The following is a 13,829-nucleotide window of genomic DNA, read 5'->3' as shown; positions in this document are numbered from 1 at the left end:
TTATTACAATAAAATATTTGCAGTTGGCATATAAAAGTATTTATTGCAGGTTCCGTATTTCTACTGTTTGGCTTTTACATTTAAACCTTTACATTTACTTTTTTAAATCTTAACCTAACTAGCCCGCTCACATGAAAGTTGGATTGCTTTTTCCCCAGTCGAATGTATACCCCGGCATTGGCCTTGATTTTATGGATGGATGGAACAGTTTGCTGCAGCAACAGCAAATAAATGATATCACCGTTTTAAAAGAAGGCATAGGATTGGGAGGTGTTGAAAAAGAAGTGTACCTCAAGGCAGAGAAGCTGCTCATCAGTGATGATGTGGATGTGCTGGTGGCTTATATCGATGAAAAAATATTGCAGGTATTGCATCCACTGGCAATGGCAACCGGTAAGATCATACTGGTAGTGAATCCCGGCGCCAATTACCCTGTTAACTGGCTGGCGCAACCCACAGTAGTGCATTTGAACCTGCAGCACGCATTCTTATGCCGTCTTACCGGCGCACTGGCAGCAACAGCCGGCAATGGCAAAGCTGCGCTGGCCTCTACATTTTACGATTGTGGTTACCTGCAGTCGGCAGCCTTTGTAAATAATTTTATGGAAAAAGGCGGCAGTATCGAATACAATTATATCAACCGGCAGCAACAATACGACAACAGCTTTGAGATTAGTGCGCTGCTGGATTTTTTAAATAAACAACCGGATTGCAACAATTTATTGTGCGTGGCAGATACATTGCCCGGTTCCCTGTTTTATAAATTACTGGATCAGTACAGCAGGCCATTGCAGCTGTTTGTATCGCCCATGATGCTGGAACAAAAAGCGCTGGAGGCGATCGGTACACAAACATCGTGTACAGTACAGGGTTATATGCCCTGGTATAAAGACGAAGCAACTGATCTTACCAAAGCCTGCAGCAGGCCGGTAAGTATATTCTCCCTACTGGGGTGGGAAACAGCGCTGGTATTGCAGCAACTAAAAGAGTTTGGCAATGCCGCCAATGGCGAAGCGGCGGTGGCTTATTTAAAAAGCGCTTCATTGCAAAGCCCGAGAGGCGCATTACAGCTGGATGCTGCCACACAGTTTTATGTAGCGCCTGTGGCAAAATATACTTTGCAGCCCGACGCAGCGCCACAAATAGAATGGAGCAATGATATTGAAAAAGAATGGCAGCAGTTTACGGCCCTGCCCACCGAAGGCGCTGTTACCGGCTGGACGAATACTTATCTCTGTTATTAATGAACGAAAACAAATACATATTTATCTGTGGCAACCGCATTGCATTACCCGTGTTGCGCTACCTGGCATTGAGCAACCAGCTGGCAATATTAGTAATGCCCCGCCGCCGCAATGTATTTGTGCAGGAAGTGCAGCAACTGCTGAAGGACAGCGATATTCCCATTGTGCTGGTAACTGCTAAAGATTTTGCCGATACGGTGCAACAGGCCATACTGCATTACCAGCCTGCAGCGGGGTTTGTTTTTACTTGCTCTTATAAAATACCGGCATCAGTATATGCATTGGTGCCCAAAGGATTTTACAATATTCATCCCGGTGCATTGCCTGCATACCGTGGTCCCGATCCCATCTTTCGCCAATTGGTCCATAAAGAACCCTATGCCACTATCAGCATTCATCAACTGGATGAAGGCTTTGATACCGGCCCGGTAGTCATTACCGATAAAATGCGTGTATCCATTACTGATACCTACGGCATGGCGGCGGAAAAACTGGGCGAACTGGCTGTACAATCACTCAGCACTTTATTAAAGATCATGGCCTTTGGTGTGCAGGTGCCATTAAAGCAACAGGATAACAGCAAAGCCATTTTTTATCCCAAACAAAATGCTGCTGATGTAACCATCAACTGGCAAACCATGGATGCATCCTCCATCACTGCACTTATCAATGCCTGCAACCCCTGGAACAAAGGCGCAGTTACCGGTATTAACGAAAAGATAATACGCCTGATGGAAGCAACCTGCGAAGTTGCGGAAAATACGGAGCTGCAGCCCGGCACCATCTGCTCCATAAATGCCGATGGCATGAAAGTGGCTGCAGTAAAGGGTTTCGTAATAATCAAATTAATTTACTGCAACGAAGGTTTTTTAACTCCTGCCCGTTTACTTTCTTTTGGCGTACAAACCGGTGCACAATTTTGCACTATTTACGTATAAAATCCTGCCGTTATACCCGTATTACTACGCTGCTTTCCTGTTTTTAAAATCTATAGTTTTATCGCGCCTTATCAATAAAGGCTCAAGACCAATTTGCTAACTGTAAATATTTCAGCACAATGAGATCATTTAACAAGAGGTCATTATTGCATTGCTATAAAATCGTCAATTTATTTTTCATTTATAAAACCCTCATTTATGCAGACACCTTTTATAGGTAACATCATTTTGTTTGGCGGCACGTTTGCCCCGGTGGGATGGCTCACCTGCGATGGCTCTTTATTGCAGATATCCCAATACGATGTTTTGTACAACCTTATTGGTACCACTTATGGCGGCGACGGTCAATCCACTTTTGCCTTACCCGATCTCCGCGGAAGGATACCGGTGAACCAGGGACAGGGCAATGGCCTTTCGCCTTACATGCTTGGGCAGATGGCAGGTTCGCCATCAGTATCATTGCTGCCGGCGCATTTGCCCCAGCACACGCATTCGTTTACCAGTAATACCAATGTGGCAGATCAAACCAATCCTGCCAATAATTTTCTTGCCAAACAGGATACACTGCAGGAATACGCTGCCGGCACCAGCGCCAACAGCGTGATGAAATCCAATGCTGTCACTTCTTCCCCGGGAGGAGCGCCGCATGCCAACATCATGCCTTCGTTAACGCTGAATTATATTATTGCAACGGATGGAGTTTATCCAACACAGAGCTAAATCATTAACCATTAAAATCATTTTACCATGGCAGTTGATAGTTACATGTCAGAGATACAGATTTTTGCATTTCCATTTGCCCCTCGTTACTGGGCACAATGCAACGGGCAGCAAATGTCCATCGCCCAGAACCAGGCTTTGTTCTCATTACTGGGCACCACATTCGGCGGTAATGGTACCACCACTTTTAACCTGCCCGACCTGCGTGGCCGAACGCCGATAAGTTCTGGCAATGCGCCCAGCGGAGCTAATTATACGCTTGGGCAGATGGCAGGAGAAGAGAATCATACACTGTTAATGACAGAGATGCCGGCCCATAGCCATACAATGTTAGCCAGTACTAACAATGCAGATCAACCTGCTCCCAACGGCAACCTGCTTGCAGCTGGTGGAACCGCGGCTTTATACAGTGCCGGTCAAACCAGTACACCAATGGCAGCCAATATGATAGCCAATGCAGGTAACAGCCAGGGACACCCGAATATTCAGCCATACCTGGCCCTGAATTTTTGCATTTGCCTGCAGGGCATATTCCCGTCAAGAAACTAATACACTTAAATTATTAAAACTATTTTATGGATCAATTTGTAGCTGAAATAAGGATGTTTGGATGCAGCTTCGCACCCAAGGATTGGGCGCTGTGCAATGGTCAATTACTTGCTATCAGAACAAACACGGCGTTGTTCTCCCTCATTGGGACCTATTATGGTGGCGATGGAAAAACCACCTTTGCATTACCCAACCTGCAGGGACAAGCTGCATTAGGCCAGGGCCAGGCGCCCGGTTTTGCAGCGTATGATATCGGGGAAACATTGGGAACTGAAACAGTGACCCTGGTGCAAAGTGACCTTGCAATACACAATCATAATGTTAATTGTTTTACCGATGCAGGAGGTGATCCTTCGCCCGCAAATAATATACTCGGGTCTTCTGGCGCCGATCGTGCTGCAGTTATGTACAGCGATGCCACAACAGGTACCACTGTTCAGATGAGCGGAAACGAAATGGGAATGGCCGGAGCGATCAACCCGTTGCCACACAATAATATGTCGCCTTACCTGGTGGTGAATTATTGCATTGCCTTACAGGGCGTTTTCCCTTCCAGGCCATAATATTTTTACAATGCGGTGGTTATGCAGATAACCACCGCAAATTTTACCCTTCCCCTTGCAGCATAACTGTTTTGTATATACGAAAATAACACAACAATGATCAAGTCTTTTCAATGCCAATTACTGCGCTTCAAAAAAACGACCTTTCTTTTGGGGCGATACAAACAGCAGGCGCTGCTTTTCTCCATTTTCATGATTTGTGCTGTTATGCTTACAGCGCAGAATTTTACAGTAACTTCCAATGGGGATACACATGCAGTTACCCCCACCAGTTCCGCTTTAGACGCCAGTAGCCAGATCACATTGCGTTCTGCAATGGAAGCCTCCACGCAAATAGCCGGTACACATATCATTACCATACCCGGCTCCATTACAACAATAAATCTTACACTCGGGTCAATGACGGTAGGGAATGCTTCGGTGGGTAATAATATTACCGTGAATGGCCCTGGTAAAAATGTACTTACCATCAATCAAACTACTGCAGCGAGGATATTCAGTACCGGTATCAATGCCGTAACTTTTTCCCTCAATGATCTTAAACTTAATTACAGCGGCCCGGCAGGAACCGTTAGCGGCGGCGGAGGAGCAATTGTTGCCGGGTGGACAGGAGCAGTAACAACATTGACCAATGTAGCGATCACTAATTTTAATATACAGACCGGTAATGGCGGTGCATTGGCCTGCACTTCTCCCAGTACTGCTAATTCACTTACTGTAACTAATTGTGATTTTTCTAATAATACCTGCGGTGCTGGTGGCGGCGCTATCTATTTTACCACCACTTCCAGCGGCACTATTACCGGTTGCACTTTTACAGGTAATAAAACAGCAACAATAGGGGCAGGCACCGGCGCCAGTGGTGGTGCTATTGCCACCAGCGGTGTTGGAACAAACGGCACTTTTACTATTACCAAATGTACTTTTATCAACAACCAAACCACTAATAGCTCAGCAGGTATAGGAGGTGGTGCCATCTCGAATGCTTTTGGTATATCCACTATCAGCTATTGCCGTTTTATCGGCAATACAGCTGCTGCAGCAAATAATGGCAATACTCTTTTTCAAAGTGGAGGTGGTACGGTAAATTTTGAAAATATTATTGCCGATAATAACTGGTGGGGTGTAAATTCAGCCCCGGTATCCAATGCTGACTATGCAGTTGCCAGCGGTGGCGCCATCACGCTTACAAAATCACTGCAATTAAAATTGAGCGGTTTATCAGGTACATCCTGTTCTGGTACCGGGTCAACCATCACAGCAAGTTTTCTTACCAACTCTGCTTCAGAAGCTATTTCTGCAGCAAACCTTAGTGCACTTACCGGTCTTTCCGTAAGTTTCAGCGCTGTACTCGGTACTATCTCTGGTGCGCAAACCACCATACAGGCAGCAGGTACAGCAACGGCAACTTATACTGCCGGTGCAACACCGGGTGCAGGAAGTGCCAATGCAGTGGTAGACAATGTGCCTGGCGGAGATGCAACAGCACAAACCCTGGCAACAATTGGTGTTGCGCCTTCTATCAGTGGCGGTCCTTCCGCCAGCACCAGTTGCGCAGGGCTGTCAGTTACATTTTCTGCAACAGTAAGCAATCAAACAGGTATCACCTGGCAGGAAAGTGCGAATGCAGGTTTTTCATCACCCACCACATTAAGCAATACAGGTATTTACAGCGGTGCCACCGGCAGTGCACTCACCATTTCTGATAATACTACTGTGAACGGAAAATATTACCGGTTGCTGGCAACCAATGGAAGCGGCTGCGGCAGTGCAACCAGTGCCGGTGTTTTATTAACCGCCACCACACCCACATTATCGGCCAACAATACCGTTACACAAAATGTAGGGGTGGGCAATAATATATACTATGCTGCATCCTGTGCGGCGCTGTGCAAAGTAGTGCCTTCCGGTGCAGGTCCGCAAGTTACAGGCAGCGTTACCAGCCAGTTATGGGTAGAGGTAGCTGTACCCACTGTTTTAGGACGTCCCTTTGTACAGCGGCATTACCAGGTAAATCCTGTCACCAACCCCACCACTGCAACGGGTACGGTTACACTATATTTTTCGCAAACGGAATTCGACAACTTTAATGCGCATATCAACAGCATACTCAACCTGCCAACAGGGCCAGGCGATGCTGCGGGTATAGCCAATGTACGGGTAGCAGAATATTCCGGTACTACCAGTGGCGGAGGATTACCCACTTCTTACAGCGGGGCTGTCACCATCATTAACCCGCCGGATGCAAATATTGTATGGAATGCTTCTTTCAGCAGGTGGGAAATATCGGTGGATGTAACCGGTTTTGGTGGATTTTTTGTACAGACCCTCATCTTCCCGTTACCTGTTAAATTGATATCTTTTGGAGCACAATATGATAATAATGCTGCTAAAATAGACTGGACCATTGCACAGGCAGAAGATGGCATCAGTTACGAACTGCAGCGCAGCAGCAATGGCAGCAGCTTTACCACCATCAATACGCAACAGGGGGATGCCATAAAAAAACAATTCAGTTATACCGATGCTTCTATAACATTTGGTAAATGGTATTATCGTTTACAGATGGCCGATAGAAACGGTAAAGTAACATACAGCGATATCGTGTTTGTAAAAGCGGGCACCGATGTGCAGGAGATCACTATATATCCCAATCCTGTAAAAGCAGGGGAGGACATTAAACTATACCTGCAGCATGTTGCCGCCGAAAAAATAGAGCTGAGCACACTGGCCGGCCAGCAGGTATGGCAGGTACAGCAAAATATCAGTGGCAGCTACCGTATTCAATTACCGGCCACCATTGCAAAAGGTATGTATATGCTCCGCATCTATACCGGCGCTTCGGTAGAGACCCGGAAGGTATTAATAGAATAACCAGTCGGCCTTATCATAAAAACCATTCCCGGTGGCCGTTTATAGCGATGCTGCCGGGAATTTTTTATTGCTGCACTTTGCATTTAAAAAGGCAGGTATCTTTGATGCAGAAAGTCACGCTTTAATTATGTATCAACGATCAAGGTCAGCAATACTTGCTGCAATATTATCAGTAACAGTTCTTACAACTGCTGCACAAACAGTAAAACAACCCACCATTACCAATAAGGAATGGGAAACGCCTTATCCGCCGTTCCGCATTGCGGGCAACCTGTATTATGTGGGCACCCGCGACCTGGCGGCTTATTTTATTACCACCCGCAGGGGCAATATACTCATCAATACCGGCCTGGCGGGATCGGAAGAGTTGATCAAAAAGAATATTGAAACACTGGGATTCAAGTATAAGAAGATCAGGATATTGCTCACCACGCAGGCCCATTTCGATCACATGGGTGCCATGGCAGCTATAAGAAAACAAACCAATGCTAAACTGATGGTGGATGCCGCAGAAGCGGATGTGGTTAAAGATGGCGGCAGTTCCGATTATGCATTGGGCGGCCATGGCAGCAGCTTTGAACCCGTAATGCCGGACCGTTTACTGCACGACAGCGATATTGTAAAATTGGGTAAAACAAAATTGCAGGTGTTGCACCATCCCGGTCACACCAAAGGTTCCTGCAGTTTTTTATTAACCGTAAAAGATGACCAACGCAGCTACCGCGTACTGATCGCCAACATGCCCACCATTGTTACCGACAGTTCCTTTACTAACATACCGGCCTACCCGAAAATAGCTGCGGATTATGCCTATACTTTAAACGGGATGAAAAATATCCATTTCGATATATGGGTGGCATCCCACGCCAGCCAGTTCAAACTGCACGATAAACATAAACCCGGCGATGTATACAACCCTGCCGCATTCTTTGACCAGGCTGGTTATGACGCATTACTAAAAGATCTGCAGGAAGATTATGATGAAAAGATGCGCAAATAATGATTCATAGTATTACCCAATAAAAAAACCGGCCATTATGTTTCCATAATGCCGGTTGCCTGTTCCCCGTTCAATACTATTACTGGCCCTGTACCACTTTGCAGATCTCTGCAGGTAACAAACCATGCGCTTCTTTATGCGTAGCAATGATATCGGTAGCGTCTGCTGCTTCTGCCAGGCAGATCACAATGCCCTTTGCTTCATCCACCCAGTAGTTCACACAGTTCACGCCGTGCTTTTTCTGCACTGCCAGGTCTTTTTTATGTGCATCTGCAACTGCAGCAGCAGTAACATTACCGGCACCTAAGCGATGAATATCCAGGTAAAGATTGGCGGTGCTGGTCATTTTTGCCTGCGGACCTGCGGTTACTTCGTATACTTCGTCCGGCAGTAAACCATGTGCTTCTTCATGTGTTTTACGGAAAGAAGCAGCATCGGGTGCAGCAGCAAGGCAGTACACATCGCCATTGGCAACATCCACCCAGTAGCTGATGCAGGTAACACCGTATTTCTTTTGCACTGCCAGGTCTTTGGCGTGTGCAGCAGCTACATCGGCTACGGTAACCTTACCGGCGCCTAAATGGTGTACATCAATAAATAATTTTTTACCACTGTTGTTTTGTGCATTAACAGTAAAAGCGGCCATGTTCATAACAATAAGGATGAACAGGTAATTGAAAAGTTTCATGTTGTTTAAAATTTATAGTGTTTAATAATTAAAAATGGTTTAGTGCATGTGCACTGTTTCGTTGGTCCAGTTAAAAACGCCGCCGGGGTTATACGCCCATACCCAGGCATGCAGCAGCCAGAAGGGAAATCCTGAATCGCCTTTCCATACATCCTGCTGATCAATAAAGCCATCGGGTTTGGCATAAGTGAGTGGTACGGCATATTCCACCGCCACCAGGTAAGCATGGTTATCATGATCGCGATTGTACACCAGTATCTCCGGTTTCAGTTTGTCGAAAACACTGTCTACCAGCGATGTTTTCATGTAATGGTGCCCCATATGTTCCACATCCACGGCAATATCTGCGTAACCGTCGGCAATGGCACTGTCCAGGCTCTGGTAGCGGGCGGTGGCTTCCCGTGCTTCCCGCAGTTCTTCAATAGTAGCGCCGTTGATACCTGCGCTGCGGTACCTGGTAAAGAGGTCAGGCTCCTCCATTTTGTTTTTTTTACAGCTGATAGCGAACAACATCAGCAGCATGGCTAAAAGAAAAAATCTCATTTTTTTAAACTTGTTTTTTTGGTGATTGATTTTTTTTGACCACACAAAATTGCAAAGCGGGCAGGGCTGCGGGGTAGGGAATTTTCCCTAATTTCGGCGCTGTTAAACCTTATTTTAGGGATATGCAACTGGTAGAAAGGGAGGAATTTTTAGCCTCTTTACATCAATGTTTCGAAAATGTGCTGGAAGGCGAGGGCCACAGCATGTTTGTATGCGGCGAATCGGGTATTGGTAAAACATCCCTGGTAAAACAATTCTGCAGAACGGTGAACAAACGGGCCACGATATTGCTGGGCACCTGCGATGCGCTGTTTGCACCACGGCCACTAGGGCCATTATACGATGTATTGCTGCAATTGAAAAAAGACTGGACCGGCTATAATGAAACGATCACCGACCGTACTGCTTTTTTTGCGCAGCTCTTCCTGGAGCTAAAAGCGCATCCGCATCCTGTCATCATTTTATTTGAAGATATACACTGGGCCGATGAAGCCACACTGGATTTTATTAAATTCCTGGCAAGGCGCATCACGCAATTACCCTGCGTGTTTTTATTGACCTATCGCGATAATGAGATCGATGCAAGGCATCCATTAAGAACCGTGCTGGGCCAGTTGATCCCCGGTTCATACAGCCGTATCGTGTTACCCCATTTATCAAAAGAAGCGGTGGAACAAATGGCGGAATCGAGAGGATATAATGGGGAAGAAGTGTACAAGATATCGGGCGGCAATCCTTTTTATGTACAGGAAATGCTGGCCAGCTATAATTTGGGAGTGCCGGAAAATATCCGGGATTCCATTCTTGCTGCCTATAGCCGTTGCGATGAAAAAGCCAAACTGGTATGGGATCTTTTATCGGTACAACCGTCCGGTTTTGAACTGGAGTACCTGGAGCAACTGGATGCAGCTTACCCGGATGTGGTGGGCACTTTTATTGAGCACCGGATATTGATAGTGGAAGAGCAACGCCTGTTCTTTAAACACGAATTGTTCCGGCGTACGATAGAATCATCTTTATCGCCTTTCCTGCGCATCAGCCTGCATAAAATGATACTGGAACGTTTCAGGCAAAGTTTTGAGACCCGCCACCAGGTGGAACGCATCATCCACCACGCAAAAAATGCTAATGAATACGAACTGGTGGTACAATATGCGCCGGAAGCGGCTAAAAAAGCGGCGGCGCTGGGCGCTCATATAGAAGCAGCCAAATTATATTTAACAGCAATTGAATATTATAATAAGCAGGATAAAGAGGTGCTGGTAACATTTTACGAGGCCTACGCTTATGAATGTTACCTCACCAACCAGGTAAAGGAAGCCATCATTTACAACGGCAAAGCGCTGGATATATGGAAAGAAAAAGGCAGCATAACGGAAACGGGTAACTGCTTACGATTCTTATCCCGTTTGTGGTGGTTTGACGGCAACCGCACTAAAGCAGAACAATATGCAAAAGAAGCAGTTGACGTACTGGAAAATGAACCGTCCACAAAGGCAAAGGCCATGGCTTACAGCAATATGTCGCAACTGATGATGCTGGCAGACCTTACAAAACCTTGTGAGTACTGGGGTAGTAAAGCAATTGAAATGGCCAAAGAACTGAATGATGAAGAAACGCTGTTGCATGCATTGAACAATGTGGGCACCACGCTTATCATGACGCCTTTGACCATGGAAAAAGGTACTGCCATGCTGCAGCAAAGCCTGGACCTTGCGCTGGCAAATGGTTTTCACGAACACGCTGCAAGAGCTTATACCAATATGGGCAGTGCACCCGTGAAATTAAAAGACTACACATTTGCCGAAAGGGTGTTGACAGAAGGGATTAAATACTGCGAGGAAAGAGACCTGAACTCCTGGAGTACTTATATGCTTTCGTGGAAGGCAAGGGTATATGCCGAAACGGGCAAATGGCAGGATGCAATAGAGATATGTGATACATTGCTGGCCATGCATACCAGCCCCATTGTAAAAATAAGTGTATTGATAGCAGCAGGTATGATAAAAATGCGCAGGGGCGAAGAAGGCGCACTGGCACTTTTACTGGAAGCAAAGAAACTGGCCTTTGATACAAATGAGGCGCAGCGTTTGCTGCCGGTGCTGGCTGCATTACTGGAATATGAATGGCTTACGGGTGAGATTTATATAGAACAAAAAGAGATCGATACGCTTATTGCGCTGATCCGGGAATCGGATGCGGTGGTGGATAACAGTAATTTTATTTTCTGGTTACAAAAAGCAAGAGGGGTAGCAGTAAAAGGCATTCGTATATACGAAGGCTACCAGGTAGATAATAAGGCGGCCGCAAAAAAAGCCGCTGCAATATGGGAAAAAACTGGTGCGCCTTACGAGCAATCACTGGCATTATTTGAAGGAACGGAAGAACAAAAACGAACAGCTGTTTCGATGGTGCATGAACTGGGCGCTGTAGCCACCAGCGAAAAATTAAAACAGCTGATGCGTAATTCGGGTATCAAAAATATTCCACGTGGTATAAGAAAAAGCACACAGGCCAATGCTGCACACCTTACACAAAGGGAAATAGATATTGTAACCTTATTAAAAGATGGCCTGCAGAATAAGGAAATAGCCAGTAAACTATTCATATCTCCCAAAACAGTGGATCATCATATCTCCTCGCTATTATTTAAGCTGGATGTGAATTCCAGGACCAAGGCTGCACAGGAAGCCACCCGGCTGGGTATCATAAAATAGGGAACCTAAATGGGTTAAATAGGGAATACTCCTAAATACAAATGCCTGTAAACTTTTCAATTTTGCTGTATTAAATCATTTTAAAAAAAGTAAAACATGAAAAGATTTGTAATTGAAAGAAATCTTCCGGGTGCCGGCAACCTTACAGCCGCAGAATTACAGGAGATCGCAGTAGGATCCTGCGCAGCCATTAAAAAAATGGACAACTATTACCAATGGGTGGAAACCTTTGTAACAGGTGATAAACTGTATTGCATACACATTGCAGAAAGTGAAGCCGATGTAAGGGAGCACGCCAAACTGGGCAACTTCCCGGTAAATTCGATCAACGAAGTGAAAGCTGTGATCGATCCGCTGACAAGCGTAAAAGCTTAATACAGTAGTTTGATGGAGGGACGGTCAGCGATGATCGTCCCTGTTTTTTACAAAAACAGCAAATGATCTTTTGAAAATAATTTTATGCAAACAACAGATATAACGGCCAATAATAAACTGGTCTTTAAAACCTCCAACGGTATATTCTTTTTCAGCCCGGATGAAATAGTAAGGCTGGAAGCCAACAGCAGTTATACCAATATTTATTTCAGCAATAAAAAGAAACTGGTGGCGGCAAGGGTGCTGAAGGAATTTGAACAGCTGCTGAAGCCATTTGGTTTTGTACGTACCCACCGCACGCACCTGGTGAACCGTCAGCATATACTATGTGTTACCAGGGAAGGCAATATTATCATGAAAGATGCGTCGGTGGCAGAAATTTCACGACGCATGAAGAGCGGGGTATTACAGGAACTGCAAACAGCCGCATAGGGCAAAATAAATACCATAACAGAATAGTAGAGGTTCATCGGGAGATTTTTATACTCTTAACCTACATTAATTTCTCTGCCATGCTGCGTTCCTATCTTTGCAAAAAATAAATACAATGATGGAATTAGGCGTAGGCATGTTTGGCGATGTACACATCAACAGCAACGGAACAACACAACCTGCAGGACAAAGATTGCAGGAAATAATGGAAGAAATAAAACTGATGGATGAAGTGGGACTGGATTTTTACGGCATTGGTGAGCACCACCGGCCGGATTACGCGGTATCCACACCGGAGATCATACTGGCGGCAGCAGCCACCGTTACCAAAAAAATAAAACTGGGTAGTGCTGTTTCGGTATTGAGTTCGGCGGACCCGGTTAAACTGTACCAGAGTTTTGCAACCATCGACCTTATCTCGGGCGGAAGGGCAGAACTGGTGGCAGGCCGCGGTAGTTTTATAGAATCATTTCCTTTGTTTGGATATGACCTGAAAGATTATGATACCTTGTTTGAAGAAAAGCTGGACCTGCTGCTCAAGATCAATAAAGAAGAACGCATCACCTGGAAAGGTAAATTCCGCCCGGCGTTGAATAACCAATTGGTATTGCCCCGTGCGGTCAACAACGATCTTAGTATATGGGTTGCCGTTGGTGGCACACCCGAATCGGTATTAAGAGCGGGCAAAGCTGGTTTACCAGTGATATTTGCTATCATTGGCGGCAATCCTGCACAGTTCAAACCTTTGTTTGAATATTACAAAGAAGTGTACCAGCATTATGAACACGATATGTCGAAGTTTAAAGTAGGCGTACACATGCACGCTTTTTTTGGAAAAGACAGCAAGCAGACAGCGGATGAATATTACCCGGTGTATTCAGCACAGATGGACAGGATCGGCCGCAGCCGCGGATGGCCTCCCTACCAGAAGCAACAATACGATCTGGGCCGTACAAAAAATGGCGCTTTGATCATTGGCGATGCCAATGAAGCAGTAGATAAAATTCTGCAGATGCAGGAAATGTTTGGCCTCACCCGTTTTTCTGCACACATGGATGTAGGTGGTCCGTCGCATGCTGCTATGATGAAATCGATAGAAATATTCGGTACAGAAATAGCGCCTGCGGTGAGAAAAGCCTTGCAAAAATAACGACGGATATTTTTTAATTTTATCCAAATCGTATTA

Annotated in this window: 13 protein-coding genes; 11 read left to right on the top strand and 2 right to left on the bottom strand. The window is 45.6% G+C overall.

All coding sequences use genetic code 11. The features are described 5' to 3' along the window. The first annotated feature begins 131 nt into the window (after positions 1 to 131). From QM738_RS22685 to bla, 7 genes are all read left to right on the top strand, one after another. Positions 132 to 1,244 (top strand): ABC transporter substrate-binding protein, encoded by a 1,113-nt coding sequence (locus QM738_RS22685; RefSeq protein ID WP_462279051.1) that lies wholly within the window; start codon positions 132 to 134, stop codon positions 1,242 to 1,244. Further along, positions 1,244 to 2,182: a methionyl-tRNA formyltransferase gene (locus QM738_RS22680; protein ID WP_462279050.1), complete on the top strand. Its 939-nt coding sequence runs from the start codon at positions 1,244 to 1,246 to the stop codon at positions 2,180 to 2,182. The genes QM738_RS22685 and QM738_RS22680 overlap by 1 nt, the downstream gene beginning before the upstream one ends. Before the next feature lie 198 nt (positions 2,183 to 2,380). Next, positions 2,381 to 2,902: a phage tail protein gene (locus QM738_RS22675; RefSeq protein WP_462279049.1), complete on the top strand. Its 522-nt coding sequence runs from the start codon at positions 2,381 to 2,383 to the stop codon at positions 2,900 to 2,902. Positions 2,903 to 2,929: 27 nt separating this feature from the next. Further along, entirely contained in the window at positions 2,930 to 3,451 is a 522-nt protein-coding gene (locus QM738_RS22670; protein ID WP_462279048.1) for a phage tail protein, read from the top strand. Positions 3,452 to 3,477: 26 nt separating this feature from the next. Continuing rightward, positions 3,478 to 4,014 carry a phage tail protein gene (locus QM738_RS22665; protein WP_462279047.1) on the top strand — a complete coding sequence of 179 codons (537 nt, stop codon included), beginning with the start codon at positions 3,478 to 3,480 and terminating at the stop codon, positions 4,012 to 4,014. A gap of 96 nt (positions 4,015 to 4,110) precedes the next feature. After that, positions 4,111 to 6,888 (top strand): T9SS type A sorting domain-containing protein, encoded by a 2,778-nt coding sequence (locus QM738_RS22660; RefSeq protein WP_462279046.1) that lies wholly within the window; start codon positions 4,111 to 4,113, stop codon positions 6,886 to 6,888. 127 nt (positions 6,889 to 7,015) lie between these two features. Continuing rightward, positions 7,016 to 7,888, top strand: coding sequence for a subclass B3 metallo-beta-lactamase (gene bla / locus QM738_RS22655; RefSeq protein WP_462279385.1), 873 nt, complete (start codon positions 7,016 to 7,018; stop codon positions 7,886 to 7,888). 79 nt (positions 7,889 to 7,967) lie between these two features. On the opposite strand, the gene QM738_RS22650 is transcribed toward bla, so the two are convergent. Together QM738_RS22650 and QM738_RS22645 are read right to left on the bottom strand one after the other, a co-directional pair. Next, positions 7,968 to 8,576, bottom strand: coding sequence for a DUF4242 domain-containing protein (locus QM738_RS22650; protein ID WP_462279045.1), 609 nt, complete (start codon positions 8,574 to 8,576; stop codon positions 7,968 to 7,970). A 39-nt stretch (positions 8,577 to 8,615) separates the two neighbouring features. Next, positions 8,616 to 9,119, bottom strand: coding sequence for a hypothetical protein (locus QM738_RS22645; protein WP_462279044.1), 504 nt, complete (start codon positions 9,117 to 9,119; stop codon positions 8,616 to 8,618). A 122-nt stretch (positions 9,120 to 9,241) separates the two neighbouring features. Between QM738_RS22645 and QM738_RS22640 the strand changes: the two genes are divergently transcribed. The 4 genes from QM738_RS22640 to QM738_RS22625 all read left to right on the top strand — a co-directional run bounded on the left by QM738_RS22640 (position 9,242) and on the right by QM738_RS22625 (position 13,793). Further along, positions 9,242 to 11,836 (top strand): helix-turn-helix transcriptional regulator, encoded by a 2,595-nt coding sequence (locus QM738_RS22640; RefSeq protein WP_462279043.1) that lies wholly within the window; start codon positions 9,242 to 9,244, stop codon positions 11,834 to 11,836. Positions 11,837 to 11,932: 96 nt separating this feature from the next. Continuing rightward, positions 11,933 to 12,211 carry a DUF4242 domain-containing protein gene (locus QM738_RS22635; protein ID WP_462279042.1) on the top strand — a complete coding sequence of 93 codons (279 nt, stop codon included), beginning with the start codon at positions 11,933 to 11,935 and terminating at the stop codon, positions 12,209 to 12,211. Between the two features lie 84 nt (positions 12,212 to 12,295). After that, complete coding sequence (locus tag QM738_RS22630) at positions 12,296 to 12,643, top strand: LytR/AlgR family response regulator transcription factor (RefSeq protein WP_462279041.1); 348 nt, start codon at positions 12,296 to 12,298, stop codon at positions 12,641 to 12,643. Between the two features lie 115 nt (positions 12,644 to 12,758). Then, positions 12,759 to 13,793: an LLM class flavin-dependent oxidoreductase gene (locus QM738_RS22625; RefSeq protein ID WP_462279040.1), complete on the top strand. Its 1,035-nt coding sequence runs from the start codon at positions 12,759 to 12,761 to the stop codon at positions 13,791 to 13,793. Positions 13,794 to 13,829 lie beyond the last annotated feature (36 nt).

This window comes from Ferruginibacter sp., from assembly GCF_049840995.1.
Classification (GTDB): domain Bacteria; phylum Bacteroidota; class Bacteroidia; order Chitinophagales; family Chitinophagaceae; genus Ferruginibacter.
This window is presented reverse-complemented; position numbering and strand designations above follow the sequence as displayed.

What these genes read in the sequence shown, in the direction of transcription:
- QM738_RS22630 (WP_462279041.1), top strand. Translation starts at nt 12,296, where the DNA reads ATGCAAACAACAGATATAACGGCCAATAATAAACTGGTCTTTAAAACC.
- bla (WP_462279385.1), top strand. Translation starts at nt 7,016, where the DNA reads ATGTATCAACGATCAAGGTCAGCAATACTTGCTGCAATATTATCAGTA.
- QM738_RS22645 (WP_462279044.1), bottom strand. Translation starts at nt 9,119, where the DNA reads ATGAGATTTTTTCTTTTAGCCATGCTGCTGATGTTGTTCGCTATCAGC.
- QM738_RS22635 (WP_462279042.1), top strand. Translation starts at nt 11,933, where the DNA reads ATGAAAAGATTTGTAATTGAAAGAAATCTTCCGGGTGCCGGCAACCTT.
- QM738_RS22650 (WP_462279045.1), bottom strand. Translation starts at nt 8,576, where the DNA reads ATGAAACTTTTCAATTACCTGTTCATCCTTATTGTTATGAACATGGCC.
- QM738_RS22665 (WP_462279047.1), top strand. Translation starts at nt 3,478, where the DNA reads ATGGATCAATTTGTAGCTGAAATAAGGATGTTTGGATGCAGCTTCGCA.
- QM738_RS22680 (WP_462279050.1), top strand. Translation starts at nt 1,244, where the DNA reads ATGAACGAAAACAAATACATATTTATCTGTGGCAACCGCATTGCATTA.
- QM738_RS22625 (WP_462279040.1), top strand. Translation starts at nt 12,759, where the DNA reads ATGATGGAATTAGGCGTAGGCATGTTTGGCGATGTACACATCAACAGC.
- QM738_RS22660 (WP_462279046.1), top strand. Translation starts at nt 4,111, where the DNA reads ATGATCAAGTCTTTTCAATGCCAATTACTGCGCTTCAAAAAAACGACC.
- QM738_RS22685 (WP_462279051.1), top strand. Translation starts at nt 132, where the DNA reads ATGAAAGTTGGATTGCTTTTTCCCCAGTCGAATGTATACCCCGGCATT.
- QM738_RS22675 (WP_462279049.1), top strand. Translation starts at nt 2,381, where the DNA reads ATGCAGACACCTTTTATAGGTAACATCATTTTGTTTGGCGGCACGTTT.
- QM738_RS22670 (WP_462279048.1), top strand. Translation starts at nt 2,930, where the DNA reads ATGGCAGTTGATAGTTACATGTCAGAGATACAGATTTTTGCATTTCCA.
- QM738_RS22640 (WP_462279043.1), top strand. Translation starts at nt 9,242, where the DNA reads ATGCAACTGGTAGAAAGGGAGGAATTTTTAGCCTCTTTACATCAATGT.